This is a genomic window from Nannocystis pusilla (assembly GCF_020073745.1).
Lineage (GTDB): Bacteria > Myxococcota_A > Polyangia > Nannocystales > Nannocystaceae > Nannocystis > Nannocystis radixulma.
Window position 1 is genome coordinate 328086 of sequence record NZ_JAIRAU010000005.1, and the last position, 26261, is coordinate 354346.

The 26261-nt window shown below is 72.7% G+C and carries 25 protein-coding genes; 18 read left to right on the forward strand and 7 right to left on the reverse strand.

Features of this window, described 5'->3' with window-relative positions:
- The first annotated feature begins 14 nt into the window (after positions 1 to 14).
- A complete protein-coding gene (locus tag K7C98_RS09245) occupies positions 15 to 1193 on the forward strand; it encodes a hypothetical protein (protein WP_224191216.1) in 1179 nt (392 codons plus the stop codon).
- 834 nt (positions 1194 to 2027) lie between these two features.
- Positions 2028 to 3134, forward strand: coding sequence for a DNA-methyltransferase (locus K7C98_RS09250; protein ID WP_224191217.1), 1107 nt, complete (start codon positions 2028 to 2030; stop codon positions 3132 to 3134).
- A gap of 97 nt (positions 3135 to 3231) precedes the next feature.
- Here the strand turns inward: K7C98_RS09250 and K7C98_RS09255 are convergent, their stop codons facing one another.
- The 3 genes from K7C98_RS09255 to K7C98_RS09265 form a co-directional block, all read right to left on the reverse strand.
- Positions 3232 to 5568 carry an ATP-binding protein gene (locus K7C98_RS09255; RefSeq protein WP_224191218.1) on the reverse strand — a complete coding sequence of 779 codons (2337 nt, stop codon included), beginning with the start codon at positions 5566 to 5568 and terminating at the stop codon, positions 3232 to 3234.
- 354 nt (positions 5569 to 5922) lie between these two features.
- A complete protein-coding gene (locus K7C98_RS09260) occupies positions 5923 to 7065 on the reverse strand; it encodes an acyl-CoA dehydrogenase family protein (protein ID WP_224191219.1) in 1143 nt (380 codons plus the stop codon).
- A gap of 22 nt (positions 7066 to 7087) precedes the next feature.
- Positions 7088 to 7567, reverse strand: a complete 480-nt coding sequence (locus tag K7C98_RS09265; RefSeq protein ID WP_224191220.1) for a thioredoxin family protein — start codon at positions 7565 to 7567, stop codon at positions 7088 to 7090.
- 60 nt (positions 7568 to 7627) lie between these two features.
- Between K7C98_RS09265 and K7C98_RS09270 the strand changes: the two genes are divergently transcribed.
- The 9 genes from K7C98_RS09270 to K7C98_RS09310 all read left to right on the forward strand — a co-directional run bounded on the left by K7C98_RS09270 (position 7628) and on the right by K7C98_RS09310 (position 14935).
- Positions 7628 to 8446 carry a L,D-transpeptidase family protein gene (locus tag K7C98_RS09270; RefSeq protein WP_224191221.1) on the forward strand — a complete coding sequence of 273 codons (819 nt, stop codon included), beginning with the start codon at positions 7628 to 7630 and terminating at the stop codon, positions 8444 to 8446.
- Positions 8447 to 8598: 152 nt separating this feature from the next.
- Positions 8599 to 10257 (forward strand): ferritin-like domain-containing protein, encoded by a 1659-nt coding sequence (locus K7C98_RS09275; protein WP_224191222.1) that lies wholly within the window; start codon positions 8599 to 8601, stop codon positions 10255 to 10257.
- 389 nt (positions 10258 to 10646) lie between these two features.
- A complete protein-coding gene (locus tag K7C98_RS09280; RefSeq protein ID WP_224191223.1) occupies positions 10647 to 10793 on the forward strand; it encodes a hypothetical protein in 147 nt (48 codons plus the stop codon).
- 48 nt (positions 10794 to 10841) lie between these two features.
- On the forward strand, positions 10842 to 11657 hold the full coding sequence (locus tag K7C98_RS09285; RefSeq protein ID WP_224191224.1) for a mechanosensitive ion channel domain-containing protein: 816 nt from the start codon (positions 10842 to 10844) through the stop codon (positions 11655 to 11657).
- Positions 11635 to 12345 carry a metallophosphoesterase family protein gene (locus K7C98_RS09290; RefSeq protein WP_224191225.1) on the forward strand — a complete coding sequence of 237 codons (711 nt, stop codon included), beginning with the start codon at positions 11635 to 11637 and terminating at the stop codon, positions 12343 to 12345. The genes K7C98_RS09285 and K7C98_RS09290 overlap by 23 nt, the downstream gene beginning before the upstream one ends.
- 153 nt (positions 12346 to 12498) lie before the next feature.
- Positions 12499 to 12672, forward strand: a complete 174-nt coding sequence (locus K7C98_RS09295; RefSeq protein WP_224191226.1) for a hypothetical protein — start codon at positions 12499 to 12501, stop codon at positions 12670 to 12672.
- 6 nt (positions 12673 to 12678) lie between these two features.
- Entirely contained in the window at positions 12679 to 13431 is a 753-nt protein-coding gene (locus K7C98_RS09300) for a helix-turn-helix transcriptional regulator (protein WP_224191227.1), read from the forward strand.
- Between the two features lie 346 nt (positions 13432 to 13777).
- Complete coding sequence (locus K7C98_RS09305; protein ID WP_224191228.1) at positions 13778 to 14410, forward strand: hypothetical protein; 633 nt, start codon at positions 13778 to 13780, stop codon at positions 14408 to 14410.
- A 168-nt stretch (positions 14411 to 14578) separates the two neighbouring features.
- The gene (locus K7C98_RS09310; RefSeq protein ID WP_224191229.1) at positions 14579 to 14935 is read left to right on the forward strand and encodes an Mpo1-like protein; all 357 of its coding nucleotides are present in this window, start codon (positions 14579 to 14581) and stop codon (positions 14933 to 14935) included.
- Positions 14936 to 15030: 95 nt separating this feature from the next.
- Here K7C98_RS09310 and K7C98_RS09315 read toward each other — a convergent pair whose 3' ends face one another.
- Positions 15031 to 15762 carry a metallophosphoesterase gene (locus K7C98_RS09315; protein ID WP_224191230.1) on the reverse strand — a complete coding sequence of 244 codons (732 nt, stop codon included), beginning with the start codon at positions 15760 to 15762 and terminating at the stop codon, positions 15031 to 15033.
- Positions 15763 to 15870: 108 nt separating this feature from the next.
- Here K7C98_RS09315 and K7C98_RS09320 point away from each other — a divergent pair, with 108 nt between their 5' ends.
- Positions 15871 to 17001, forward strand: coding sequence for a hypothetical protein (locus K7C98_RS09320; protein ID WP_224191231.1), 1131 nt, complete (start codon positions 15871 to 15873; stop codon positions 16999 to 17001).
- A gap of 15 nt (positions 17002 to 17016) precedes the next feature.
- Here the strand turns inward: K7C98_RS09320 and K7C98_RS43445 are convergent, their stop codons facing one another.
- Positions 17017 to 17142 carry a hypothetical protein gene (locus K7C98_RS43445; protein WP_263429351.1) on the reverse strand — a complete coding sequence of 42 codons (126 nt, stop codon included), beginning with the start codon at positions 17140 to 17142 and terminating at the stop codon, positions 17017 to 17019.
- A gap of 418 nt (positions 17143 to 17560) precedes the next feature.
- On the opposite strand from K7C98_RS43445, the gene K7C98_RS09325 reads away from it, so the two are divergent.
- Entirely contained in the window at positions 17561 to 19225 is a 1665-nt protein-coding gene (locus K7C98_RS09325) for an alkaline phosphatase D family protein (RefSeq protein WP_224191232.1), read from the forward strand.
- An 85-nt stretch (positions 19226 to 19310) separates the two neighbouring features.
- On the opposite strand, the gene preA is transcribed toward K7C98_RS09325, so the two are convergent.
- Positions 19311 to 20603 carry an NAD-dependent dihydropyrimidine dehydrogenase subunit PreA gene (preA, locus tag K7C98_RS09330; protein WP_224191233.1) on the reverse strand — a complete coding sequence of 431 codons (1293 nt, stop codon included), beginning with the start codon at positions 20601 to 20603 and terminating at the stop codon, positions 19311 to 19313.
- 33 nt (positions 20604 to 20636) lie between these two features.
- The gene (locus tag K7C98_RS09335) at positions 20637 to 21959 is read right to left on the reverse strand and encodes an NAD(P)-dependent oxidoreductase (protein ID WP_224191234.1); all 1323 of its coding nucleotides are present in this window, start codon (positions 21957 to 21959) and stop codon (positions 20637 to 20639) included.
- 269 nt (positions 21960 to 22228) lie between these two features.
- Here K7C98_RS09335 and K7C98_RS09340 point away from each other — a divergent pair, with 269 nt between their 5' ends.
- From K7C98_RS09340 to rlmN, 5 genes are all read left to right on the forward strand, one after another.
- Positions 22229 to 23026 (forward strand): PASTA domain-containing protein, encoded by a 798-nt coding sequence (locus K7C98_RS09340; RefSeq protein ID WP_224191235.1) that lies wholly within the window; start codon positions 22229 to 22231, stop codon positions 23024 to 23026.
- A gap of 132 nt (positions 23027 to 23158) precedes the next feature.
- Positions 23159 to 23452: a heavy-metal-associated domain-containing protein gene (locus tag K7C98_RS09345; RefSeq protein ID WP_224191236.1), complete on the forward strand. Its 294-nt coding sequence runs from the start codon at positions 23159 to 23161 to the stop codon at positions 23450 to 23452.
- 66 nt (positions 23453 to 23518) lie between these two features.
- The gene (locus K7C98_RS09350; protein ID WP_224191237.1) at positions 23519 to 24313 is read left to right on the forward strand and encodes a methyltransferase domain-containing protein; all 795 of its coding nucleotides are present in this window, start codon (positions 23519 to 23521) and stop codon (positions 24311 to 24313) included.
- Entirely contained in the window at positions 24310 to 25206 is an 897-nt protein-coding gene (locus K7C98_RS09355; RefSeq protein ID WP_224191238.1) for a serine aminopeptidase domain-containing protein, read from the forward strand. Before K7C98_RS09350 ends, K7C98_RS09355 begins: the two co-directional genes overlap by 4 nt.
- 33 nt (positions 25207 to 25239) lie before the next feature.
- The coding region (gene rlmN / locus K7C98_RS09360; RefSeq protein ID WP_224191239.1) for a 23S rRNA (adenine(2503)-C(2))-methyltransferase RlmN at positions 25240 to 26261 on the forward strand (1022 nt) is incomplete at its 3' end.

The window sequence follows — 26261 nt, forward strand, 5'->3', positions numbered from 1 at the left end:
GTATCGTGCTCCGGATGCGTGTCTCGCAAGTCTGGCCTGCTGTCCTGGTATCTCTGCTCTCGTCCGTCGCGCTGGCGCAGCCGTCGCCGGCCATCTCTCCAGGACCGCGGGGCGAGCCGGCGCCTGCGGCGGCGCCCGACGCCGAGCCGGAGCCCGCGCCCGAACCGGCCGCGGTGGAGCCCGAGGGGCCGGCGAGCGAGCCCGCCGACGCCGCTGCCGAGCCCGACCCCGCCCCGGCCTCGTCGCCCGAGGGCGTCGCCGACTCCTCGCGCACCGCCGTGGTCGAGCCGCGGGCCAAGCCGGACGCCGCCGGCCAGCTGCCGCCGCTGCCGGCCCGCTATCGCCTCGTCTACAGCAACCTGCTGGTCCTGCGCGTCAACCCGCTCGGCGCCGAGGACCGCTTCACGCTCGGCTACAACCTCCGCCTCTACAACAACCCCAAGCCGCTGTTCCGCGACGCCTACTTCGGCGTCGGCTTCAGCCCCACCTTCTCGCCGTCGATCACCCGCATCGGCGGCAACATCGACTTCGCCCCGCTGACGATCCTGCGCTTCCGCGGCGCCTACTACCTCGCCACCTGGTACGGCAGCGATCGCTTCAAGGCCCACCCCTACTCGTCGCCCACGGCCGCCTACGGCCCCGAGACGCTCAAGTCGGAGCCCGGCGCCAACGTCCTCGGCGGCCAGGCCGAGCTCAGCGCGCTGTTTCAGGTCCGCGTGAAGATGATCGCGGTCCGCAACGAGGTCACCTTCTATCACAACAACATCCGCCTGCCGACCGGCAGCGACGTCTTCTACGACCTGCGCCACGACGTCATCGTGCCCGGCAAGGGTTGGTTCCTCACCAATGACACCGACCTGCTGTTCATGACCAAGTTCGGCCTCAACGCCGGCGTGCGCAACTCGCTGGTCCACGTGTTCTACCCGTCGACCGTGTACGGCCCCGGCGAGGACGCCGCGGTCAACCCCAACACGCCGATGGACCGCTTCGGCCCGGTGCTCACCTACACCTTCTTCGATCGCCCGGAGAAGCGCTTCAACAAGCCGACGCTGGTGTTCGCCGCGCAGTGGTGGCTCAAGCACCGCTACCGCGCCCAGGGCGGCGCGGACATGTACGACCAGATCCACCAGGGCATCCCCCTCGTCCTGCTCGGCTTCTCGTTCACCGGCGAGCTGGTGAAGAGCAAGCACTGACCGCCGACCTCCGCGACGCCGACGAGCCGTGCTCGCCGGCGTCGTCGCGACCGCGCCGGCCTGCGACCCTCGTCCGCGTCATGACGACCCGCGACTCGCCGGCGAGGCAGCCACGCGAGCGCTCCCCGACCTGCCGCGCTCCGTGCTGACATCGTTCCTGCTCGGCCTCGCCGAACGCAGGGCCCGCGCCCGCGACCCGGCCGACGCGCTGCGACAGTGGGAGAGCGACACCTTCACCGGCCTCGCCGCCGTCGACCTGCGCCGGCTGCTCGCGGCCTCCGCGTTCGCGGCCGTCGAGCCCGGGCCGCTGGCCCCATTGGCGACCTGCGCTTCGGTCGGCCCGACCAGCCAGAACAAGATCGTCACCACCATGCGCGTCCGACTCGAGCGACGTCCTCGCGCTCGAGTGCGCCCGTCGGCTTCGGCGCGGCCCCGTTCGACCTGTCCGATGGGCCACCTGCCAGCGCGTCGTGCCGGGCCACGCGCATCACTTCGAGCTGCGGCCGCGAGACGAGGGATCACGGCTTTCTGGTCGGCGCCGTCGTCGAGCATGTGCGGACCTTGCTGGCCGGCTTCGACGAATTGACCCAGGAAGGCTACACATTCGGACGGCGCCCGATCCATCTGCTCGCGACCGGCGGGCGCCGTCGCCGACCGCATCGCCGAGCAATTGTCACCAGTCGTCGAGGTCGTGCGGGAGCCGCTCGATCACCCGTGTTACGCCGGTCTGCGCTTCATGATCGAGGTTTCGCCGGCTGACGGCAGCGTCGCGCCGATGGTGGCGCCTTCGACTGGGTCGCGCGCCTGACCGCCAACCGTCCTGTCGTTCGGGCGGTGAGTCCGCCCCTTTACACCCGCGAATCCGACAGCCATCATTCGCCGGGCGTGGCGGTGGATCCATCCGACCCCGATCGGCCAGGTTCTCAGGACCGCGCTCCCGACGGTCCCACCCGCTCCGACGGCGCATCGGCGCGCGCCTCGCCGCCGGCGACGGCGCCGCCGGGTCGAGTCAATGGCTCGCAGGACCTGTCCGAACCGCCATCTATCAATATTGCCCACCCGCTGCGCCCGCTGCTGCGATCGGGCGCGGCGCGGGTGGCCCCGCGGCTGTCCGGTCCCGAAGCACATGTCCCCTGGGCCATCCTCCACGCCGACGTGCGCGACGGCCTGGCGGCGCTGGCCGACGACTCGGTCGCCTGCATCGTCACCAGCCCGCCGTACTTCTGGCAGCGCGACTACGGGGTCGCCGGCCAGCTCGGCCACGAGCCGACGATCGCCGCCTACGTCGCATCGATGCGCGAGGTGTTCGCGGCGGCGCGGCGGGTGTTGCGGAAGGACGGCGCGCTGTTCCTCAACCTCGGCGACACCTACTACTCGGCCAAGGGTCGGCCGCACGGGCGCGACGACAAGCACCGCGGGCGCATGCTGGCGCGCAGCACCCTGCGGGCGGTCGACGGTCCCGGCCTCGGCCTCCCGCGCAAGAGCCTGATCGGGATCCCCTGGCGCGTCGCCCTCGCGCTGCAGGACGACGGCTGGACCCTGCGCAGCGACATCATCTGGAAGCGGCCGGCCACCATGCCCGAGCCGACCGCCCGCGACCGCCCGTGGAACACCCACGAGCACGTGTTCCTGTTCTCGCTCGCCCCGCGCTACCACTTCGACCGCGGCGGCCTCCAGGGCGAGGAGGACATCTGGCAGATCACCGCCCGCCCCGACAACCCCGCCGCCCACTTCGCCCCGTTCCCCGCCGCCCTCGCCGAGCGCTGCATCCGCAGCGGCTGTCGCCCCGGCGGCGTCGTCCTCGACCCCTTCGCCGGCTCCGGCACCACCCTCCTCGCCGCCCGCGCGCTCGGGCACCCGTCCGTCGGCATCGAGCTGTCGCCGAGCTACTGCGACGCCATGGCCACCGCCCTCGGCGCCGCCGCGGCGCCGTGGCGCTGAGCGGCAGCCCAAAGAGACATGTCCATCCATACATGTCGAAAAACACATGCTGTTTCAGACATGCCCTGACGTTCATCGCCGGAGCGGGCCGCGCGCCCTACGCCGCCTGGCTCGCCTCGGGCGCCCGCGGCAGGACGCAGCGGAAGCACGTCGTCGCCCCGGGCGTGCTCTCGACCCACAGCCGGCCGTGATGCGCGTCGACGATCCCGTGCGAGATGTAGAGCCCGAGCCCGAGTCCGGAGACGGTCCGCTCCTGGCGCGCGCGGACGAAGCGATTGAACAGCTGCTTCTGCTGCTCCGCGGAGATCCCCACGCCATGGTTGGTCACGCGGATCTCGACCTCGGCGCCGCGGTCGCTCACCTCGACGCAGATCTCCCGGCCCGGCTCGCCGTACTTCACCGCGTTGGACAGCAGGTTGTCGAGCACCTGCTGGATCCGGTCGGGGTCGACCCAGGCCATCTGCGGCCCCTCGGCGACCAGATGGATCACCGCCCCCGGCGCCGAGTCGCGGGTCTGCTCGACCACCGACGCCGTGAGCGCGGCGAGGTCGACCATGCGCGGCATCAGCGTGAGTCGGCGTGACTCGATGCGCGACGCGTCGAGCAGGTCGTCGATCATCCGGGCCAGCCGCTTCGACGCGGTGTGGATCCGCTGCAGCCCGCGTCGCTCGCGTTCGCTGGCGTCCGCGAAGCCGCCGACGCGCAGCAGGCCCTGCGCGGTCAGGGCGATGGTCGCCACCGGCTGCCGCAGGTCGTGGGCGACGATCGACGTCCACTCCTCGCGCCGGCGCTCGAGCTCCTTGAGCGGCGCGATGTCCTGGAACACCACCGCCACGCCCGCCAGCGACCCGTCGACGACGATCGGCGTGGCGCTGACGAGGACCGGGACCCGTCGCTCGCCGGCGGCCATGACGTACTCGGCGCCGACGACGTGCTCGCCGCGGAGCGCCCGCGCGGTGGGCATCTCGCTGAACGGCACCGCCCGGTCGGCGGTGTCGCGCAGGTCGTAGAGCCGCTCTTCGGCCGAGTAGTTCGTCCCCGGTCGCCGCGCAAGCCCGGCCGCCGCGCGGTTCATCAGCTCGACCGTCCCGGTCCGGTCGAGGACCACCACCCCTTCCGGCAGCTGGTCGATGACCGTCTGCAGCCACGCGCGCTGGAACGACTCGCCGGCGTAGAGCGTGGCGATCTCGAGCGCCGCCCCGGCCCGCGCCGCCAGCACCTCGATGAGCCGCTGGTCCTGAGCCGAGAATTCCGCCCCGCCGATCTTCTCGGTCATGAAGATGTTGCCGACCGGTCGGCCGTGGAAGCGGATCGGCACGCCGAGGAAGCTGTGCATGTCCGGATGGCCAGGTGGGAACCCGCGGAACTCGGGGTGGCGCTGCAGGTCCGCGGTGCGGATGGTCCGGCCGTCGCGCGCGACGGCGCCGAGCAGCCCGACGGCCCGCGGCTGGCGGCCGATCTGCCGCTCGACCGCCTCGGGCACGCCGATCGCCACCCACGGGTCCAGCGTCGCGTCGGACTCCCGGCTCAGCCCCACCGCGACGTGGCGCGCCTGCGTCAGCACCTGCGCCTGGCGGGCGATGACTCGCAGCACCGTCGTCACATCCGAGTGCGGCAGATCGGCGACCGCCTCCGAGACCGCCGTCGTCGCCCGCGTCAGCTCCTCGAGCTCGGCGCGCAGCCGCCGTTCGCCGGCGTGCGCCCGCCGCAGCGCCTCGGTCGCGCGCTTGCGCAGGGTGATGTCCTGCGTCGTCCCGATGCACCGCAGCGGTCTGCCGTCCGCGTCGAGGTCGATCTCGGCGCGCTCGCGGACCCACTTCACCTGGCCCTCCACGACCATCCGGTGCTCGACGTCGTAGACCGCGCCGGCGAGGGCCGCTTGCCACGCGCGCTCGACCCGCTCGCGATCGTCGGGATGGACGATCTCGAGGAACGCCTCGTACGGCATCGGCGCCCCGGTCGCGACCCCGAAGATCCGGCAGCACTCCGCGCTCCACTCCACCTCGTCGGCCGCGAAGTCGAGGCGCCAGCTGCCGACGTGCGCGATCGCCTGCGCGCGGTCGAGGTCCGCCCGGTGCTCGTGCAGCGCCTGCTCGAGGCGCGCGCGCTCCCGGTCCCGCTGCGCCGCGGACCCGTCGCTCCGCGCCCGCCTGTGGAGCACGGACAGCGCCACGCCCACCCCGCCGAAGATCATGCACGCGACCACGCCGGTCCGCTCGACCTCGGCGAACCGGTGCCCCGGCGCGACGAAGAACCACCACGCCAGCGCCACCGACCACGCCGTCGCCCCCAGGCCCACGCCCGCCCCGCCGACCCACGAAGCGAAGCTCACCGCCGGGTAGAAGCACAGCGGCCACGCCGTCGGCGAGACCACCGGCCGCAGCAGCCATTGCACCGCGAGCGCCACGAGCGGCGCCAGCGCAGCCACGGCCACCCGCCTCACCCGTACCCGCGCGGCCGCGGCGGTCACGGCGCGTCCTCATTCCCGCGTTGCGGGCCTGGCTCCTCGTCGGCGCCGCTGACATCGCTCGCCATGCCTCAGGTGTGAATCCGAACGCTCTCGGGCGCCGGTCCGCGCCGCCCGGCCTGCGACGCACGTGAAGTCGATCGCAGCCGCAGCGACCTCCGGCCTCTCACGCCGCCGCGCCCGACGGCCGCGTCGACGACCAGCGTCGCGGACGCCGCAGGCACGGCTGCGACCGCGTCCCTCTTGCCCGACGTGCCACCCGCAGCGCCGGTCGCTCGCCTCCCGGCGCGACGACCGACCTCGCCGCCGGGCCCGGCGCTGCTACAGCCCCATCTGCTTGGCGATGATGATCTTCATGACCTCGTTGGTGCCGGCGAAGATCCGCTGCACCCGCGCATCCATGTACGCGCGCGAGATCGGGTACTCGAGCATGTAGCCGTAGCCGCCGAACATCTGCAGGCAGGCGTCGACCACCCGGCCGAGCATCTCGGTCTGCCACAGCTTGGCCATCGAGCACTCCTTCACCAGGTACTCGCCGGCCACGTGCTCGGCGATCAGGCGGTCGAGGAACACCCGGCCGACCTCGACCTCGGTCGCGCACTCGGCCAGCTTGAACTGCGTGTTCTGGAACTTGGAGATCGGCCGCCCGAACGCCTTGCGCTCGTTGACGTAGGCCAGCGTGTCGGCGAGCACCACCTCGGCGCCCGCCTGCGAGCCGATCGCCACCACCAGGCGCTCCTGCTGCAGCTTCTGCATCAACATCAGGAAGCCCGCGCCGGGGCTGCCGAGGATGTTCTCCGCCGGGATCCGGCAGTCCTCGAAGAACAGCTCCGAGGTGTCCTGCGAGTACATCCCCGCCTTCTTGAGCTTCTTGCCGCGGACGAACCCCGGGCGATGGCCCTCGACCACGAACAGCGACAGGTTCTGGTGCGGGTTGTCCGAGCTCTCCGAGCGGGCCGCGACCACGCACAGGTCGCACAGGATCCCGTTGGAGATGAACGTCTTCGCCCCGTTGATCACGTACTCGTCGCCCTCGCGGCGGGCCGTGGTCGCGATCGACGCAAGGTCCGAGCCCGTGCCCGGCTCCGTCATCGCGATCGCCGTCACCAGCTCGCCCGACACGCAGCCCGGCAACCACTTCTTCTTCTGTTCCTCGCTGCCGAACGAGACGATGTAGGGCACCACGATGTCGCTGTGCAGCGGCAGCGCGAAGCCCGACTCGTGCACCCGCGCCAGCTCCTCCATCACGATCACCGAGTGGAGGAAGTCGCCGCCCGGCCCGCCCAGCTCCTCCGGCAGCCACGGGCACAGGAGGCCCGCCGCGCCGGCCTTGTGCCACGCCTCGCGGTCGACGATCCCGGCCTCCATCCACCGCTCCTGGTGAGGCACCACCTCGCGGGCGAAGAACTCGCGCGCCGTCGCGCGGAACAGATCGTATTCGGGGGAGAAGAGGTTGCGCTTCATCGTCGCGCCTTTATCCCACAAATCACAGGAACGGGGCGACCACCGCTTCCAGCTGCGGTCCGAACACCGCACCCGGCTGGCGGAACGCGAGCTCACCGCCCTGGTACACGCACAGCGTGGGGATCGACCGGATCTGCAGCGCCCCCGCCGTCTGCCGGTGCTCCTCCGTGTTGACCTTCAGCACCAACAATTTCCCGGCGTGCCGCGCCGCCAGCTCGGCGATGTGCGGCGCCACCTGCCGGCACGGCCCGCACCACGGGGCCCAGAAGTCGACCAGCACCGGCACCGGCGCGCTGGCCACCGCGCGCTGCAGCTCCGCGTCGCTCACGTCCTGCGGCTGCCCGGTGGTGTCGAGCTTCTGCTTGCAGCGCCCGCACTTCGGGGCGTCGAAGCGGCGCTCGGCCGCGATCTTGTTCAGCTGCCCGCACGCCCCGCATCGGAAGAACAGCGCCTCGCTCATCATCACCCCTTCGCGCGTCTGCGCGCCCGGGAAGCTAGTCACCGCCGCCGTCGCTGGCAACTCGATCGAATCGCCGGAGCCGCGTGCGCGTACCACTCCTTCGTGCCCCGCCTCAGTTCGGTCGTCGCCGTCCTCACCGCGCTCGTCTGCACCGCCCCGCCGTTCGCCGCCTCGGAGGCCCGCGCCGGCGAATTCCTGGCCCGTCAGCGCCGCTACCCGCGGGTCAAGGCCGCGCTCGCGCAGCACCAGGCCACCATCGAGGACAGCTTCCGCGCCGCCGGCGCGGCCTGGCCGCCGCGGGGTCTGTTCATCCGCAGCTTCAAGGACGAGGCGGTCACCGAGCTGTGGGCCGCCGCCGAGCGCAGGAGCGAGCCGCACGTGCTCGTGCGCACCTTCCCGGTCTGCCGCGGCAGCGGCGAGCTCGGACCCAAGCGGCGCGAGGGCGACTCCCAGGTGCCCGAGGGATTCTACCGCGTCAGCCTGTTCAACCCCAACAGCAGCTATCACCTCTCGCTCGGCGTCAGCTACCCCAACGCCGCCGACCGCTTCCACAGCGCCGGCCGGCCGCCCGGCGGCGCCATCATGATCCACGGCAACTGCGTCACGATCGGCTGCATCCCGCTGCAGGACGGCCCGATCGAGGAGCTCTACGTCGCCGCGGTGCTGGCCCGCGACGCCGGCCAGACCGACATCCCGATCCACATCTTCCCCTGCCGCCTCGACGACCCGAACTGCCAGGCGCGCCTGGCCGCCGAGGCCGCCTCGCGGCCCGAGCTCGCCGCGTTCTGGGACGGCCTCGTGGCCGGCTACCTCGCCTTCCTGCAGACCGGCGCCCCGCCGCGCGTCGACGCCAAAAAGGACGGCACCTATCACCTCGACCCGCCGCGCGAGCGCCGGCCCCTGGTCGCGGCCGGCGAGTGATATGCCCCGAGGGACATGTCGCTTGACACATGTCCTCGACCCTTTGTTTCACGCCACACCGCCCTCGCGCGCGTTCAGGAGCCCCCTGACGGCCACGACTGGTGCAGGGACCGGGCTTGCCTCGACCCTCGAATCGGGCCAGCATGCCCACCATGCTTGTTGGCCTCCATACACGTATAGAGCCGCTGCGGCTCTCGATCTTCCTGGCGATGGGTCTGCTCGGCGCGTGCGGCGACAGCGGTGGCAACACCGCTGCCGGCGACACGCAGACCGGCACGACGCAGCAGACCGGCACCGACGGCACCGGCACGCCCACCAGCACCGGCGACACCACCACCGGGCCGACGACCGGCATGACCGGCACCTCCGCCACCGGCACCGACACGACCTCTTCTCCCACCACCTCGACGAGCACCACCGGCGAGACCACCGCCGTCAGCGCCACCACCGGCGATACCGACACCGGCAACACCTCCACCGCCGAGTCGACGACGACGACCACGACCACCACCGGCGACACCGACGGCCCCGAGCCCGAGTGCACCCAGCTCATGCAGGGCTTCACCGACCCGCCCGTGCCCTCGGGGTGGGTCACGTGCGGCGGCAAGCTGCCCCACCGCGTCGAGGCCGAGGTGTGCCTGGTCCCCGCGCCGCCCTCCAACTGCAACGTGCCGGACCAGCCGTGCCAGACCAACGACGACTGCAACGAGTTCCCGTTCGGCTCGTGCCAGCAGATCAACGTCGGCCTCATCGGCTGCGGCTGCAACTACGGCTGTGAGACCGACGCCGACTGCGACCCCGGCTTCGTCTGCCGCTGCGCCGGCGACGTGCTCGGCCCGGTCACCCGCTGCGTCCCCTCCGAGTGCACCGACGACGGCGACTGCGGCGACCAGCTGTGCCAGTTCTCGACGTCTCAGGGCTACGACTGCGGCCCCGAGGTCGTCAACGGCGCCTGCACCACGCCCAACGACCTGTGCGACACCGACCCGCCGTGCGGCGACACGCCGTGCGCCCACAACACGGACAACGACGTGTGGGAGTGCTCGCTGGTCGCCTGCGGCCGCCCCTTCATGGTCGACGAGCACGCCGTCACCGCCCCCCCCGCCGCGCGCGACGACTGGCGCACCCTCGCCGCCGTCCGCGAGGCCCCGGAGGCCGTGCGCGCGGCCCTCGCCGCCCACTGGACGCAGATCGCCCTGGCCGAGCACGCCTCGGTCGCCTCGTTCGCGCGCCACATCCTGCAGCTGCTGGCACTCGGCGCGCCGCCGGAGTTCGTGCTCGACACGCAGCGCGCCCTCGCCGACGAGATCGAGCACGCCCGCCTGTGCTTCGCGCTCGCCAGCGGCTACGGCGGCAGCGGCGTCGGCCCGGGCCCGCTCGCGCAGGCGCACCAGCCCGGCGCGAGCGACCTCGAGTCCGTGGTCGCCGCCGTCATCCGCGAGGCCTGCGTCGGCGAGACGCTCTCGGCCCTCGAGGCCCGCGAGGCCGCCGAGCGCGCCGAGGACCCGGGCCTGCGCCGCGTCCTCGCCCGGATCGCCGACGACGAGCAGCGCCACGCCGAGCTCGGCTGGCGCTTCGTCCGCTGGGCCCGCCAGCAGCTGAGCGCCGACGCCCGCGCCCGCACCGACGCCGCCTTCGCCGCCGCCGTCGCCGACGCGGCCGTTGCCGCAGGTCACATGGCCCAAGAGCCAGGTACCCCCGAGCTCCGCGCCCACGGCGTCGTCGACACCCCCCTGCGCGCCGCCGTGTGGCTGCGCGGCCTCGAAGGCCTGGTCCAACCCGCCGCCACCGCCCTCCGCGCGGCCGCCTGAACGCCCTGCCCAAGAGGACATGTCTTAGAAATCATGTCCTCCACGAACTGGCCGATCAGGCATGTCCTAACGACCAGCCGACTCCCCGCCGGCACCTCGGCCAGCACCGACCGGCCCTCGATCTGCGATCGCGCCGCTCGTCGCGGTGCGGACGTCGTTCCCTGCACAAAGGCCCGCGTTCGCCCGCCGCAGAAACCCGTGCCCGCTGGCCTCGGTGCCGCCGGCGGTGCGATCGGTGCAGCCTGCAAGGGCAGGACGGCGAGGTGCCGGCGGGCGAGCGATCGGCGAAAAATCAGCACTTTCGAGGCCCCCTTCATCGCCCGCGCGATCGGCGGCATCGCCGACATCGCCCCCTGGACCCGCGCGCTGTGGGCATCGACAGCGCCGCCGTGCCCACCACCGACACCCCGCCGCCCGACGGCGAAGATCCCCACGGCGCGCCGCGCCGGCTGCCCGGCGCCGCGGGGATGCTCGGCAGGTCCCCGCGCACCGGCGTCGACGAGACCTTCCGCGACGGCGTCTGCGACCCCGGGTGAGCGCCCGCGAGCGGCGTCACCTGCGAGCTTCATCCTCCCCTGCGATCCATGGCATCCTCGGCCCGACGGATGCTCGTCGCCCAGGCCATCGACCCGCTGAGCGCCTCGACCTCGCTGATCGCGCGATTGTTTCCGGTCGTCTACCTCGGCGGCCTCGTCGCGCTCGGCCTCCTGATCTCGTTCGTGTTGCGCAGGCTCGCCACCGTCGAGACCTTCCGCCAGATCCACCCGTGGATCCCGCTGCTGCACCTCGCGGTGTGGGTCCCGCTGATGTGGCTCCTGCAGCACCGCTTCGTCCCCGCGGCCACCGGCGCCGAGTGGTGGTCGCGCGGCCTGTGGCTGCTGGTGTTCGCCGTCGCCGGCCTGCCGTGGCTGCGCAACGTCTTCCTCGGCGTCGTGTTCGCGCTCGAGGCCCGCTACAAGCTCGGCGACGACCTCCGGGTCGGCGACGTCGAGGGTCGCCTCACCCGCATCGGCCTGCGCGCGATCACCCTGCGCGGCCTCGCCGGCGTCGACACCACCGTCCCCTACGAGCGCCTGCTCCGCGAGCCCGTCGTCCGCCTCAACCTCGGCGAGCACGACAGCCCGTGCGACCTCGTCCTCGACGTCCCCGCCGGCCTCGCCCCTGCGCGCGCCGGCGAGCTCGCGCGCCAGGCCGCCGCGCTGAGCCGCTACGCCTCGCCGCGGCGCCCGCCCGAGGTCTTCCTGGCCCCGCGCGGCGGCGACCCGCTGGCCTTGCAGATGCGGATCCGCGGCTACCTGTACGACCGCGAGCACGACGACCGCTTCCGCAGCGACCTCGTCGAGCGGCTCCACGCCGCCTTCACCGGTGAACTCGACCATGCGGCTCGCCGCGCTCAGTGACTTCCACATCGGCGCCCGTGCCGGCATGGACGAGTTCCGCCACGACGAGCAGCGCTTCCTCGAGCGCCTCGCCCGCGTCGTCGCCAGCCACGACCGCGTCGTCCTCGTCGGCGACATCTACCAGACCGACCACGCCCTGTTCACCGGCCCTCGCGCCGCCGCGCGGCAATTGCAGCTCGCCCGCCGCCGCCTGCCCCGGCTCGCCCGCGCCCTCGACCGCCTCGACTACGTCCACGGCAACCACGACTTCATCGCCCGCGACGAGCTCGGCGCCGCCACCGAGCTGCGCGTCGAGGCCGACGGCTGCCGCGTCCTGTTCACCCACGGCCACCAGTTCGACCCCGTGTTCGCCCGCGCCTACGCGGCCGCCCGCGCCGCCACCTGGTTCACCGGCCGCCTGCGCCGCGCCGGCCTGCGCCCGCTCGCCCACTACTTCGAGCAGAAGGACGTCGCCGTCAAGCACCGCCGCTTCGGCCACGCCGCCGGCCCCTACGCCGCGGCCGCCCGCGCCCTCATGCGCGACCGGGGCGCCGAATTCGTCGTCATGGGCCACACCCACGTCGCCCACGCCCACCGCCTGTCCGAAGGGACAGTCGTCAACACCGGCACCTGCAGCGGCGGCCGCTTCACCGTCGTCACCATCGACACCGCCGCCCGCACCGCCACCATCGCCCACGACCCGCAGTGACATGTCCGCGAGGACATCTCACCCCCGTCGCCGCCCGCGGTGCGCAGTGACATGTCCCGTGGGACATATCGATCCCAGGGCTCGTGACCCGGTCCCGGCGACATCGCACCGGACGCGCCCCGGACGCCGCGGGAAGGTGCTATGGACCAGCCCGTGAACGGCAAGACCACCGTCGTGTTCACGGTCGCCACCGCCGGCATCGGCCGCGGCCGCGACCGGGCCGCCCTCGCCGAGCTGCGCGGCGAGGCCCGGGCTCGCCTCGCCGCCCCGCAGCGGCTCGCGCTCGACCGCCGGCACGACGGCCCCTCCATCACGATCTCCGCCTGACCCGGCATGCAGCTCCCGGTCGTCACTGCCGCCGGCGTGTGGCCCCCCGTGCTCGTGACCACCGGCCCCGGGGCGCGCAGCGAGGCCCACGCCCACCACGCCATGCACCTCGTGCTCGCGCGCAGCGGCACGCTCGCGGTCACCACCGCCGCCGCGCTCGTGCGCGCCGCCGGCATCGTCACCGCCCCCGACGTCGAGCACGCCCTCGACGCCCGCGGCGTCGACATCGTCCTCGTCTTCTTCGACCCCGAGAGCGACGCCGGCGAGCGCCTGCGCGCCGGCCTGTCGGCCCCGATCCGCGCCATCGACCCCGGCGAGCGCGCGGCCCTGCTCGCCGACCTGCCGCTCCGCGCCACTCCGGAGCAGCTCCACGCGTGGGGCCACGCCGCCGCCGATCGGCTGTCCCGAGGGACAGACGCTGCGCGCGTCATCCATCCGCGCGTGCGCCGGCTGCTGCGCGCCCTCCGGAGCGCGCCCCCCGGGTCCGACACCTCGCTGCCCGCCCTGGCGCAGCTCGCCGGCCTGTCGGAGGGCCGGCTCGTCCACGCCTTCCGCGACTCGGTCGGCATCCCGCTGCGCCCCTACCTCCTGTGGCAGAAGCTGCAGCGCGCCGTGATCGCCATGGCCGCCGGCGAGCCCCTGGCCCGCGCCGCCCAGTCGGCCGGCTTCGCCGACGCCGCGCACATGAGCCGGACCTTCCGCCGCATGTTCGGCATGACCGCCTCCGAGCTGCAGCGAAGCATGCCGCGCGCGCCGTAGCGCCGTCCCGCGAGCTGCAGCATCCGATCGAGCTCGCGCGCGATCATCGGCCGCGCGTCGACGGCTGCTCGTCATGGCGCACGCTCGGGGAAGACACAAACGCCGCTGCGTCAGCCGGCCCGGCGCGCGCGGCCGCCCCTCGCCTCTGGGTACTGGCCGAGCCGCCGGCGATCGTTCAACATGAACCTGTCAATGAAGTAACGTTCATTGACGCTGTTCGTCGACCGAGGAGACCGCCATGGCCCGCCTGCTCCGGTTCGCTTCCGTCTCGCTGTGTCTCTGTCTGTCGACGGCCCTGGCGACGCCGGTCCAGGCCTCTCCACACGCGAGGGTCCCGTCCGGCCGCGTGAACGCTCCTTCATCCAAACCCCAGACTTCGAGCGAGACCGCGCCCAACACGACGCCGGGGATCCGGTTCGCGCCGACCGGCTCGCGATGGCTGCAGCCGCGGGTCCGTGTGCATTACGAGGCGATCGATCCCGCGGCCCCGGCGACGCCCTTCCTGGTCGTGCGATCGGCCACCGGCGGCGAGCCGATCGTGCTCGCCGTGACGCCGCCGGGCGAGGGGCTGCCGCCCCCGCCCCGCCGGCAGCGTCGCCTGACGCCGACCGCCGTGTTCGCCGTCGGCCTCGCCATGTTCACCGTCAGCTACATCGCCAGCGGACTGACGGCCGCGTACGTGCGGCGCCACTGCGTCGAGGACAGCCAGGCCACCTGTATCCGGCGTGCGGGCACGCTGACGATCCCGGTCGCCGGTCCGTTCCTCGTCGCCAGCCGAACGCGGGACCCGCGGGACTACGCGCTCGGCGTCGTGCAGGGCGCCGGCCTGCTGCTGGCGGCGATCGGCGGGATCTTCGCCCTGACCGAACACCACCAGCGTGCCGTCGACGAGCGCGGGATCAGGCTCTCGCGCAACACGAGGCTCCGGCCCGAGGGCGGACCGGCCGGCGCACAGCTGACGATCGACGCCCGCTTCTGACGGTGCACACGCGACCGCTCGACTCGCTCCCGACGAACGTCCCCGGCAAACGTCAGTTCGGGCTCGCCGAAGCGTCACCGAAAAACACCGCGACGTGCCCGCACCCCCGCGACGATCGTAGCCAGTCCGTTCAAGCCCCGCTGCCGGGCGCCGCGGTACACCGCCCGCATGCGCACCGACCTCCTCGCCTGGCAGTTCGAGCACTACTCGCAGGGCCACGCCGACCGCACCAACCTGCTCCTGCACGCCGTGTCCGTTCCGCTGTGCGTGCTCGCCCTCGCCGGCGTCCCGCTCGCCCTCGTCGCCCTCCGCCCCGGCCTCGCCGCCCTCGCGCTCGCCCTCGCGGCCCTCGCCGTGGCCGCCCAGGGCCGCGGCCACCGCCGCGAGCGCCACGCCCCGGCCCCCTTCCTCTCGCGCGGCGACCTGTTCGCCCGCCTCCTGGCCGAGCAGCTCGTCACCTTCCCGCGCTTCGTCCTGTCCGGCGGCTTCGCCCGGGCCTGGCGCGCCGCCGGCCGCCGCGAGTGACCTCGGGATTACCGCATGGCCCTTCGGACATGCTCTGCAGAACAAGCCCTTCCGGCCATGTCCCCGAGGGCATGCCCGAAAGGCCACACCCGCGCTCACGACCCTCGCGCCGGCACCTGGACCACGCGGTCCTCCTCCTGGCACCACGCGGTCAGCTTCCCGCCATACACGCAGCCCGAGTCGAGCCCGATCGTCTTCGCCCCGCGGTAGTGGCCGCGCCAGGCCCAGTGGCCGTGGACCACCAGCGGCTCGCCGCGGTAGAACTCGTCCCACGGGCGGTACGGCGGCGGGCAGTCCTCGGCCTTGCGGTCGAATTTGCTGCGCTCGCCCGCGGCCGTACAGCAGCGCACGCGCGTCATGAACGACAGCTCCTGCGACTCGAGCCACGCGTCGTCGTGGGGCGCCGAGTTGACGCGGGCCGCCAGCGCGTGCAGGTCGGTCCAGCGCGGGTTGAACCCGGCGTGGACCGCCCACGCGTCCTGCCCCTTCGAACCTGGCGCTGCGGGCAGGAACTGCAGGGCCGGCATCGCCCGCAGGCGAGCGAGTAGCTCGGGCCCGTCGGGCGCGGCGAGCAGCGGCCCGAGCGTGTCGTGCTTGCGCGGCCATCGCCCGGAGGCGACCAGCAGCGCGTAGACGTCGTGGTTGCCGATCACCCCGTGCCCGCCGATGTCTCGCCACAAGCGGACGGCCGCGAGCGAATCCGGGCCGCGGTTCACCAGATCGCCGACGCACCACACCTCGTCGGCCTGCGGATCGAAGTCGATCTTCCGCAAGAGGTCGTCGAATTCCCGGGCGCAGCCCTGCAGGTCACCGATGAACCACCGCATCGTCGCGCATTGTAGCCGCCTTCCCCCACCGCGGTCATGCGGCGCCGCGGCAGATGCTTGCCGTCGAACGGGCTCGGCTGTATAGGCCATCGAGGAGGCGAAGACCTGATGCGACCCGTTCGATCGATCCCCGGCGGCCTTGTCCGCGCGTTCGCAGGCCTCGCCGTCGTCCTCGCGGCTTGCGGTGACGACGCCGGGAATTCCGCCACCGCCGGCATGCCGACCAGCGCCCCCACCTCGCTGCCCCCGATTACCACCGACGGCACCGATGGATCGCCCGGCACCACCGACCCGGGCACCGGCAGCGCCACCGAATCGGGCGGCCTGCCCACCTCGACCGGCGTCCCCACCACCACCGGCGCCAGCGACAGCGGCGGCATCAAGCTCGACCTCGGCCAGCCCGACTTCCCGAACGACCCCACGGCCGACACCGACGGCGCCAAGGGCTGCACCGCCGTCGACCTCCTGTTCGTCATCGACAACTCCGCCTCGATGGGCAAGCACCAGGAGGATCTCAGCGCGGTCTTTCCCGACTTCGTCGACGCGATCATCGCCGCGCTGCCGCCGGGCACCGACCTCCACGTCGGCATGACCACCACCTCCTTCTACGACGGCAGCTGCTCCGAGAGCACCGTCAACTGCGTCAGCCAGTCGAGCGAGCAGGAGATCCTCCAGCACTACGTCGCCCCGCCCGCGACCACCGGCGAGAACGGCGGCCAGGGTCGCCTGTTCGAATGGCAAGGTGAGCACTACTTCGCCCTCAACACCGACGACGACCCGGCCGCGCTCAAGGCCTGGTTCACCGCCGCCGCCACCGCCGCGGGCGAGACCGGCTGCTCGTTCGAGATGCCCGCCGCCGCCGCCGGCTGGGCCGCCGACCCCGCCACCGCCCCGACCAACGCCGGCTTCATCCGCGACGCCGGCGCCGTGCTCGTCGTCTTCGTCCTCACCGACGAGCCCGACAAGTCGCCCGAGCCCGTCAGCCAGTGGGTCGACAAGCTCGTCGCCGCCAAGCAAGAGTGCGGCGGCAAGAACTGCATCCTCGCCTCCGGCCTCGTGCCCGACTTCTGCTACGCCAACCCCGGCGACACCACCCTCAAGACCTTCCTCGAGTCGTTCTCCGCCCCGCCCTTCACCGGCAACATCAACGGCGACCCCAGCGACTACGCGATGGTCGTCGGCGACGCCCTCGCCGGCGTGATCCAGGAGAAGTGCGAGGAGATCGAGCCCCCCGCCTGACGCCCTCGCCTGTCCTCACGGACATGTTTTATCATCGGCGCGCACGCCCACCCCCACGCCGAGCAGCGCCGCCGCCAGCACCACGGACGTCCCGCCGCGCCCGAGGTCGTGATGGCCCTCCGCGCCGTCCGGCCGAGACATGTCCCCCGGGACAGACGAAGCCGCCGAGCCCTCCGGAGCCGCGCGCCCGCGGCCGACATGTCCCCGGGGACAGGCATCTCGCTACCCCGCCCGCTCGCGCCTCGCCGCACCGCGCTCCGCCTCGTCGCTCGCGGCGCCGGCCGCATTCGCGCGCACCTCGATCGACACCCCGGGCGTCCGCGCGCCCGCGATCGCCCGGCGCCCAACCATATGGCCCAAAGGACATCTGCTTGCAGAAGAAGCAGGAACAGCGCGTGCGGCCGCGGATCGGCGTGCACTTTCAAGCTGCCGCCGCAGGGCGCCCGCGAGCGGGCCTGCGTCGGCGGTCGCCGGGCGAATGCGCGCTCATGATGTCTGCTTCACGCCCGCGTCACCGGTTTGCAACGATCTCGCCTGACGCACTACGCTCGAGCGTTCCATGAGCACGCTCCGTCCGCCCGGTCTCGGTCCGATCGTCGGCCACACCACCGACCGTTCCTGCCGCCTGTGGATGCAGGCCGCCGCGCTCGACGACCCGCGCAAGGCCGTCGCCGACGAGGACCGGCGCACGGTCGGCGTCCTCGTCGTCATGCAGAAGGGCGATCACGTCATCCCGGCGCCGGTGCGCCCCGTCTTCTACTTCCGCCTGCAGCGCGAGTTCGATCGCACCGGCACCTTCGTCCTCGGCGTCGAGGCCGGCCTCGGCGGCAACCCGGGGCCGTTCGCGCTCGAGCCCGACACCACGTACCGCGTGCGGCTCGCCTCGCTCGCGCTCGACGACGCCGAGGACAACGAGCTGCGGGCCAGCGACGACGAGCTCGCCGCCACCTTGCCGAACCCGCAGGTGTGGGCCGCGCAGATCGAGCGCCTGCCCGAAGTCGCCTGCGAGGCCGTGTTCCGCACCTGCGGCGCGCTCAAGGCCGCCGCGCCGGCGATCTCCTTCCTGCTCGGCTCGTGCCGCTATCCCGGCCTGATGTGGAAGGTCAAGGAGTCCGACCGGATCTTCGGGCCGATGTTCACCGAGCTCGGCGTCGAGAAGCAGGGCGCCCGGCCGAGCCACGTCATCATGTGCGGCGACCAGATCTACGCCGACACCTTCCACCGCGCCGTCCCGGTCGGGCTGGCCGACACCCACGCCGAGTTCACCGAACGCTACCAGCAGGCGTTCGGCTCGTTCAACATGCGCAGGCTCTTGCGACATGTCCCGACGTACATGATCCTCGACGACCACGAGATCGAGGACAACTGGGCCCAGGACCGGATCAAGGCGCCGGGCAAGAAGATGCTGTTCAACCTGGCGATCGGCGCCTACCTCAGCTACCAATGGAGCCACTCGCCGCGCAACTACGGCCGGCGCCTCTACTACAGCTTCTACACCAGCGGCTACCCGTTCTTCGCCCTCGACTGCCGGACGCAGCGCTACATGGACGACGTCCCGGACACGGTCGACGACAACCACCTGCTCGGCCGGCCCTCGCTCGACCCCGACGAGCCGAGCCAGCTCGACGTCTTGTGCCACTGGCTCGCCGACCAGCAGGGCGACCGCGGCAACATCCCCAAGTTCATCATCAGCGCCAGCGTGTTCGCGCCCAACCCCGTGTTCGCGATCAACGGCGCCAGCGTCGCCCACCTCGAGAAGAGCGACGCCTGGCCGGCCTTCCCGCAGACCCGGCGCACGCTCCTGCAGACCATCGTCGACCGCAAGGTCCAGAACGTCGTGTTCCTGTCGGGCGACGTCCACAGCGCCTCGGTCGCGCAGCTCGAGTTCCGCGGCGACGGCAGCGAGGCGCTGCGCGCCTACTCGCTGGTCTCCTCGGCCTTCTACTGGCCGTTCCCGTTCGCCGACGGCGACCCGGCCGAATTCGTCCACGACTCGCGCGACCCCCGGACCCCGGACACCTTCGAGATCCGCCCCGGCGTGACGATGGACTACCGCGCCTGGAACTTCTGCAACGACGACAACTTCGCCCGCGTCACCGTCGACCGCGCCGCGCACTCGCTGACGATGGAGCTGATCGGCCGCGACGGGCAGCCGATCCGCACCCGGGGCCCGTACAAGAAAGACGTCGACCTCACCAGCCGGCTCGACCTCGCCCCGTGGTGACGCGCGCCCGCGGGGCGCGGCCGCGATGGACATGTCCATCAGGACATGTCCAGGCGACCAGCCTAACCTGTCCCGCAGGACAGGCTCAGTGCGCGCCCTTCTTCGGGCGCAGCGTCTTGCCCTCGGACACGAACTCGTTCCAGGTCGCCGGCTTGAAGCCGTTGTCGACCGCCGCCATCGTGATGCAGTCCGGCACCGGGCACACGATCTGGCACAGGTTGCAGCCGACGCACTCCGACTCGTCGACCACCGGCACGCGGGTGCCGGCCTCCTTGGGCGCCGGGTGGATGCACTGATGCGCGCCGTCGTGGCAGGCGACCACGCAGGCGTGGCAGCCGATGCACTTGGCCGGGTCGATCTTCGCCACCGTCTCGTAGTTGAGGTCGAGCTCGCCCCACTCGGAGAACTGCGGCACCGCCTTGCCGCGCATCTCCTCGATCGTCGAGAACCCGTGCGAGCGCATGTACTCGGTCAGGCCCTCGATCATGTCGCCGACCACGCGGTAGCCGCGGAGCATGACCTCGGTGCACACCTGGACCGACGAGCAGCCGAGCAGGATGAACTCGACCGCGTCGCGCCAGTTGGCGACCCCGCCGATGCCGCTGATCGGCAGGCCGAAGTCGGGGTCGCGAGCGAGGCAGCCGATCATGTGCATGGCGATCGGCTTGACGGCCGCGCCGCAGTAGCCGCCGTTGGTCGACAGCCCGCCGACGCGCGGCTCGGGCACGAAGCGGTCGATGTCGACGCCGATGATGCTCTTGATCGTGTTGATGAGCGACACCCCGTGGGCCCCGCCGCGCTTGGCGGCCAGGCCGTGCGGGTTGATCTCGTCGACGTTGGGCGTCAGCTTGACCAGCACGGGCACGGTCGAGAACTCGACCGCCCAGCTGGTGATCTTCTCGTTGAGCGCCGGCTCCTGGCCGACGGCCGAGCCCATGCCGCGCTCGCACATCCCGTGCGGGCAGCCGAAGTTGAGCTCGAGCCCGTCGGCGCCGGCGTCGATGGCCCGCTTGATGATGTCGCGCCACTCGTCGCGCGTCTCGACCATCAGCGACACGATCACGCCGTGCTTGGGGTAGCGCTTCTTGACCTCGGCGATCTCGCGGAAGTTGACCTCGAGCGGGCGGTCGGTGATGAGCTCGATGTTGTTGAAGCCGATCGCGCGGGTGCCCTTGAAGTGGTGCGCGCCGAAGCGGCTCGACACGTTCTGGATCGGCGTGCCGAGCGTCTTCCACACCGCCCCGCCCCAGCCGGCGTCGAACGCCCGCATGATCTGCGCGCCCGAGTTGGCGGGCGGCGCCGAGGCGAGCCAGAACGGGTTGGGGGTGACGATCCCGCCGGTGTTCGAGGTCAGATCGACCGATGTCCCGAAGGCCATGTTGATGTTGATCCTTTCAGAGGGGCCGTGCGGCTACTTGCTCGCGCCCGCCGTGAGCGCCCGATCGATCGCCTGCGCCGCGCGCTTGCCCTCGGCGACGGCGTTGACGACCTCCTTGCCGCCGTTGGCGCAGTCACCCCCCGCGAACACGCGCGAGTGCCCCGTCGCTCCGTCGGCGTCGACCACGATCCGCCCGCCCTCGAGCTGCACGCCCTCGAGCCCCGCCACCAGCTCGCCCAGCCGCGCCTGCCCGATCGCCAGCAGCACCAGCTCCGCCGGCACCTCGAGCACCTCGCCGGGCAGCGGCCGCTTGTCGGCCCCGAGCTTGACGCAGCGCAGCCCCGCGACCCGGCCGCCGCGGCCGAGGTACGCCGTCGGCTGCGTGTGCCACAGCGCCCGCACGCCCTCGACCTTGGCCGCGTTCCACTCGTGTTCGTAGCCGCTCATCGCCGCCTCGTCGCCGCGGTAGAGCATCGTCACCTCGGGCACCCCGAGGCCGACCAGCTCGCGCACCGCGTCGATCGCCGTGTTGCCGCCGCCGACCACCACCGCGCGCTTCACCGCCGCCAGGTCGACGCGGCCGAGCTTGAACTTCTCGATGAACGCGACCGCACCTTCGATGCCCGCGAGGTCCTTGCCGGGGATGTCGAGCGTGCGATCGGCCCCGAGGCCGACGCCGATGAACAGCGCGTCGTGACGGGCCAGCAACGCGTCCCAGCCGACGTCGCGGCCGACCTGCACGCCCGACTCGACGGCGATCCCGCCGATCCCGAGCACGTACGCGACCTCGGCGAGAGCGTCGTCGGCGCGCAGCTTGTACGGCGCCACGCCCGTGGTGTTGAGCCCACCGAGCCAGTGGCCGGCGTCGTAGATCGTGCACGCGTGGCCGCGGCGGCGCAGCTCGTGGGCCGCCGCCAGCGACGCCGGCCCGCCGCCGACGAGGCCGACCGAGCGCCCGCTGTCGGGCCCGGCCTCGAAGTAGCGCCAGTTCTCGGCCAGCGCCGCGTCGGTGGCGTAGCGCTGCAGTCGGCCGATGGCGATCGGCGGCGCGTCCATCTCGTTGTACACGCAGCCGCCGACGCACAGCACCTCGACCGGGCAGACCCGGGCGCAGCTCATGCCGAAGATGTTGGCGTCGAGGATGGTGCGCGCCGAACCCTTGAGGTTGCCGGTGGAGATCTTGCGGATGAACTCCGGGATATCGATGCCGGTCGGGCACTTCTGCACGCACGGCGCGTCGGCGCAGTAGAGGCAACGGTTGGCCTCGGCGAGCGCCTGCGCCGGACCGAGCGCGGGCTTGAAGTCGCCGAAGCCGGCCTCGGAGCGGTCCTCGGGGAGCTTGTGCGGATCGACCATCGGGCCCGCGAGCATACACCCGCTCGCCCGCCGGCGCGCCTTTTCTCGCGCGCCGGCACGCCCGAGGGCCGCCTCCACGCCCGCGGGCCTCCACCGGGGCCTGCGCAGGTCCCCGGCCGCCGCCGCGGCACCGTCCCCGCGCCGGCCCTGAAGCGAACTTCGGCGCCACCGCCGGCCTCGCCGGTCTTTTGCGGCCCGGCAAGTCTTTGCGGCCAGACCGCCGGCCGGGGTATGCTTGTGAACGAGCCTTACGCCCCGCGCGGACGCCCATGAACGACACCGTCAAGATGTTCCTGATCTCGCTGATTACGGCCGTCCTGGTCCAGGTCCTGCTGGGGCCGCAGATCCAGCGGATGCAGCAGCAACAGCAAGGCGTCCCGGTGGCGACGGCGCCCGTGCAGGTGCAGCCGGCCCCGGCCCAGCCGGCCCCGCAGGCCCCGATCCAGCCGGCCCCGCAGGCCGAGGCCGCGATCCCGGCGCCCGAGTTCGTCGGCACCACGATCAAGGACGCCCGCAAGATCGCCGTTTCGCAGAGCATCATCATCATCCAGGACGGCGACCGCGAGACCCCCGACAAGACGCCCGGCGAGATCCTCGAGCAGAACCCGCCCGCCGGCACCATGCTGACCAGCACCCGCGAGATCCGGGTCGTCGTCGCCCGCGCCCGCGAGGCCAAGGTCCCCAACCTGATCGGCAAGCCGATCGGCGAGGCCAAGGCCACCCTCCAGGGCCTCGGCGTCGAGTTCACCGAGCAGCAGAAGGACTCGAGCAAGACCCCGGGCACGGTCCTCAGCCAGAAGCCCGCCGCCGGGGTCAAGGTCCAGCCCGGCACCAGCGTCGAGCTGACGATCGCCGCGCTGCCCCTCATCGAGGTCCCCGCCGTCACCGGCAAGTACCTCAACAAGGCCAAGACGATCCTCAAGGACTCGGGCCTCGACGCCGGCGACATCAAGCGCGTCGAGCACGAGGAGCACGGCGAGAACTACGTCCTCAAGCAGGACCCTGCCGCAGGCGCCAAGGTCCCGTTCGGCACGACGATCACCCTCACCGTGGTCGCCCCGAACTGACGCGCCGCCGGCCCCTGCGACAAAACGCCGCCTCGCTCGCGAGGCGGCGTTCTTCGCGAGGCGGCGTGGCCGAGGACACGCGCGGAAGGGTCGAAATGCCCCGACCGAAGCACTAGTATCGTCAGCCACGCCATGCGCCGCGTCGCCGCCCTCGTCCTCACCCTCGCCGCCGCCTGCGCCGGCGAACCGCAGGTCCGCACCACCCGCTTCAGCGTCGGCGGCATGGTCTGCCACTCGTGCGAGGAGGGCATCTGCGCGTCCGTCCGCAAGCTCGACGGCGTCCTCGAATGCACCGCCGACTTCAAGGCCGGGGCCGCCGAGGTCCGCCACGACCCGGCGCGCGTCCCGGCCGCCGAGATCGCCGGCGCGATCACCAAGCTCGGCTACACGGCCTCCCCCGTCGACGCCCCGCCGGCCACGGACTGACCTTTCAGACCTGTCCCCGGGGACCTGCCCCTCGGGACCTGTCCTTTTCGACCTGGCCTCCACGACATGTCCCTCCCTCTCGAACTGTGCTGCCCGGCCTGCCGCGGCCCGCTCGCCGCCTGGGGCGTCGGCGCGGTCTGCCAGGCGTGCGACCGGCGCTACCCGGGCGACCGCGGCTACCTCGACTTCCTGCCGGAGCTCGGCGCCGCCGCGGGCGACGGCCTCGGCCCGCGGCTGATGCACAGCCGGGCGCTGGCCCGCGTGTACGAGCGGGTGTGGCGGCCGATCTTCATCGCCGCGGCCAGCGGCGGTTTGCCCGACTACCGGGCCGAGTTCGAGCTCGTGCTGTCGGCGCTGGCCACGGCCGAGGGCGGCGCGGTCGTCGACCTCAGCTGCGGCCCGGGCTTCACCGGCCGGCGGCTGGCCGAGTCGGGCCGGTTCGAGCGGGTGTTCGGGCTCGACTGGTCGCTGGCGATGCTGGCCCGCGCCGCCGCCGACAACCGCGGCCTGATGCGGCTCGTCCGCGGCGACGTCGGCCACCTGCCCTTCAAGACAGGTTCGATCGCCGGCGCCCACGCCGGCGCGGCCTTCCACATGTGGCCCGACCCCTCGGCCGCCGTCGCCGAGGTCGCGCGCGTGCTCCGGCCCGGCGGCGGCTTCGTCGCCAGCACCTTCGCGTACACCCGCGGCCTGCGGCGCAAGTTCGAAGCCATGCTGTCGCAGGTCGGCCAATTCCACGTGTTCGAGGCGGACCAGCTGCGCGGCATGCTGTCGGCGCACGGCCTCGTCGACTTCGACAGCGAGCGGCGCGGCTCGCTGATCTTCTTCTGGGCCCGCCGGGCCGGGGCGCCGGCGGCGTGATCGCCGAGCACCGCGTCCGCGCGAGCGACGGCTGGCGCCTCTCGGTGCTCGACCTCCAGCCGACCGCGCCCGCGTGGGGCGTCGTCGTCGCCGGCCACGCGATGATGGTCGACCGCCGCACGCTCCACCGCGAAGGTCGTCCGTGCCTGGCGCGCACCCTGTGCGACGCTGGCCTGCGCGTGCTGCTGCCCGACCTGCGCGGCCACGGCTCGAGCGGCCCCGGGCCCGCGAGCGGCGGCGACTGGTCCTACGATCAACTCGTCGAGGACACCGCCGTCTACCTCGAGCTGGCCCGCCGCCTCGCGCCCGACCTCCCGGTCGCCACCCTCGGTCACTCGCTGTTCGGCCACTCGACCCTCGCCTGGATGACCGGCGCGCTCGGGCGCGACCTCGCCCCGGCCGCGCACGTGGCCCTGTGCTGCGAATTCTGGCTGCGCGCCACCGACGACCGCCGGCTCGTGTGGCCGCTCAAGGCCGGCCTCACCCGCCTGATGGTCGGCCTCACCGCCGCGCTCGGTCACCTGCCCGCGCGCCGCCTCGGCGTCGGCAGCGCCGACGAGGCCTACACCTACTTCGACGACTTCCGCCGCTGCGTCGCCGCCGACGCCTGGCGCGCGCGGGACGGCCGCGACTACCGGGCCGGCCTCGCGGCGGTCGACACCCCGGTCCTGCTGGTCGTCAGCGACGGCGACCGGCTGGCCCCGCCGCGCACCGCCCTGCGCTTCTGGTCGCCCTTGCCGCGGCGCACGACGATCCGCCTCGGCGCCCGCGAGTTCGCCGACCTCACCCCGGGCCGCCGCGCGCCGGGACACATGGCCGCCGTCACCGACCCCGCCAGCGAGCCGGTGTGGCGGGCGATCGCAACCTGGCTCAAAGACCAGCTGGTCGCCTGAACCGCGGCGGCTGTGCTATCTCCGGGGGCACCGATGCTGCCGCGCGACGACCACGGACGGATCTTGCTCAAGGGCGTGCCCCGGCCGCAGCTGCTCGCGTGGGCCGGCGAGCACGGCCTCCGCCCCGGTCAGGCCGACCAGCTGTGGGCCGCGCTGTACCGCACCCTGCGCGGCGAATTCGCCGTCATGCCCGAGCTCGACCGCCCCGCGCGCGAGGGCCTGGCCGCGGTCGCGCGGCTCGACGCCCTCCGCCTCGAGTCGGTCAAGCGCGCCGCCGACGGCACCTGCAAGCTGGTCTTTCAGACAGACGACGGCGCCGCCGTCGAGTCGGTCCTGATCCCCGGCAAGGAGCGCGCCACCCTGTGCGTGTCGAGCCAGGTCGGCTGCGCGATGAACTGTCAGTTCTGCCTGACCGCGACCATGGGCCTCGCGCGCAACCTCGGCGCCGCCGAGATCGTCGACCAGCTGGTGATCGCGCGCCGCCGGTTCCCCGACGTGTGGATCTCCAACGTCGTGTTCATGGGCATGGGCGAGCCGCTGCACAACCTCGACCAGGTGCTGCCGGCGATCGACGTCATGGTCGACGACCACGGCCTCGGCCTGTCGCACCGGCGCGTCACCGTCTCCACCTCGGGGCTGGTGCCGCAGATCCGCCGCCTCGTCGCCGAGAGCCCGGCGCAGCTGGCCGTCAGCGTCAACGCCACCACCGACGAGGTCCGCGACGCGATCATGCCGGTCAACCGCAAGTACCCGCTGGCGGCGCTGTTCGCGGCCCTGCGCGAGCTCCCGCTGGCCCGGCGGGCCCGCGTCACCCTCGAGTACGTCCTGCTCGCCGGCGTCAACGACAGCCTCGCCGACGCCGAGCGGCTGGCCGAGCTGGTGCGCGGGCTGCCGTGCAAGCTCAACCTGATCCCGTGGAACCCGCACCCCGGCAGCGAATTTCGCCGTCCGGAGCCCGAGCAGGTGGCGCGCTTCAAGGCCCGCCTGCAGGAGCTGCGGCTCAACACCTCGATCCGGGCCACCCGCGGCGACGACACCATGGCCGCGTGCGGCCA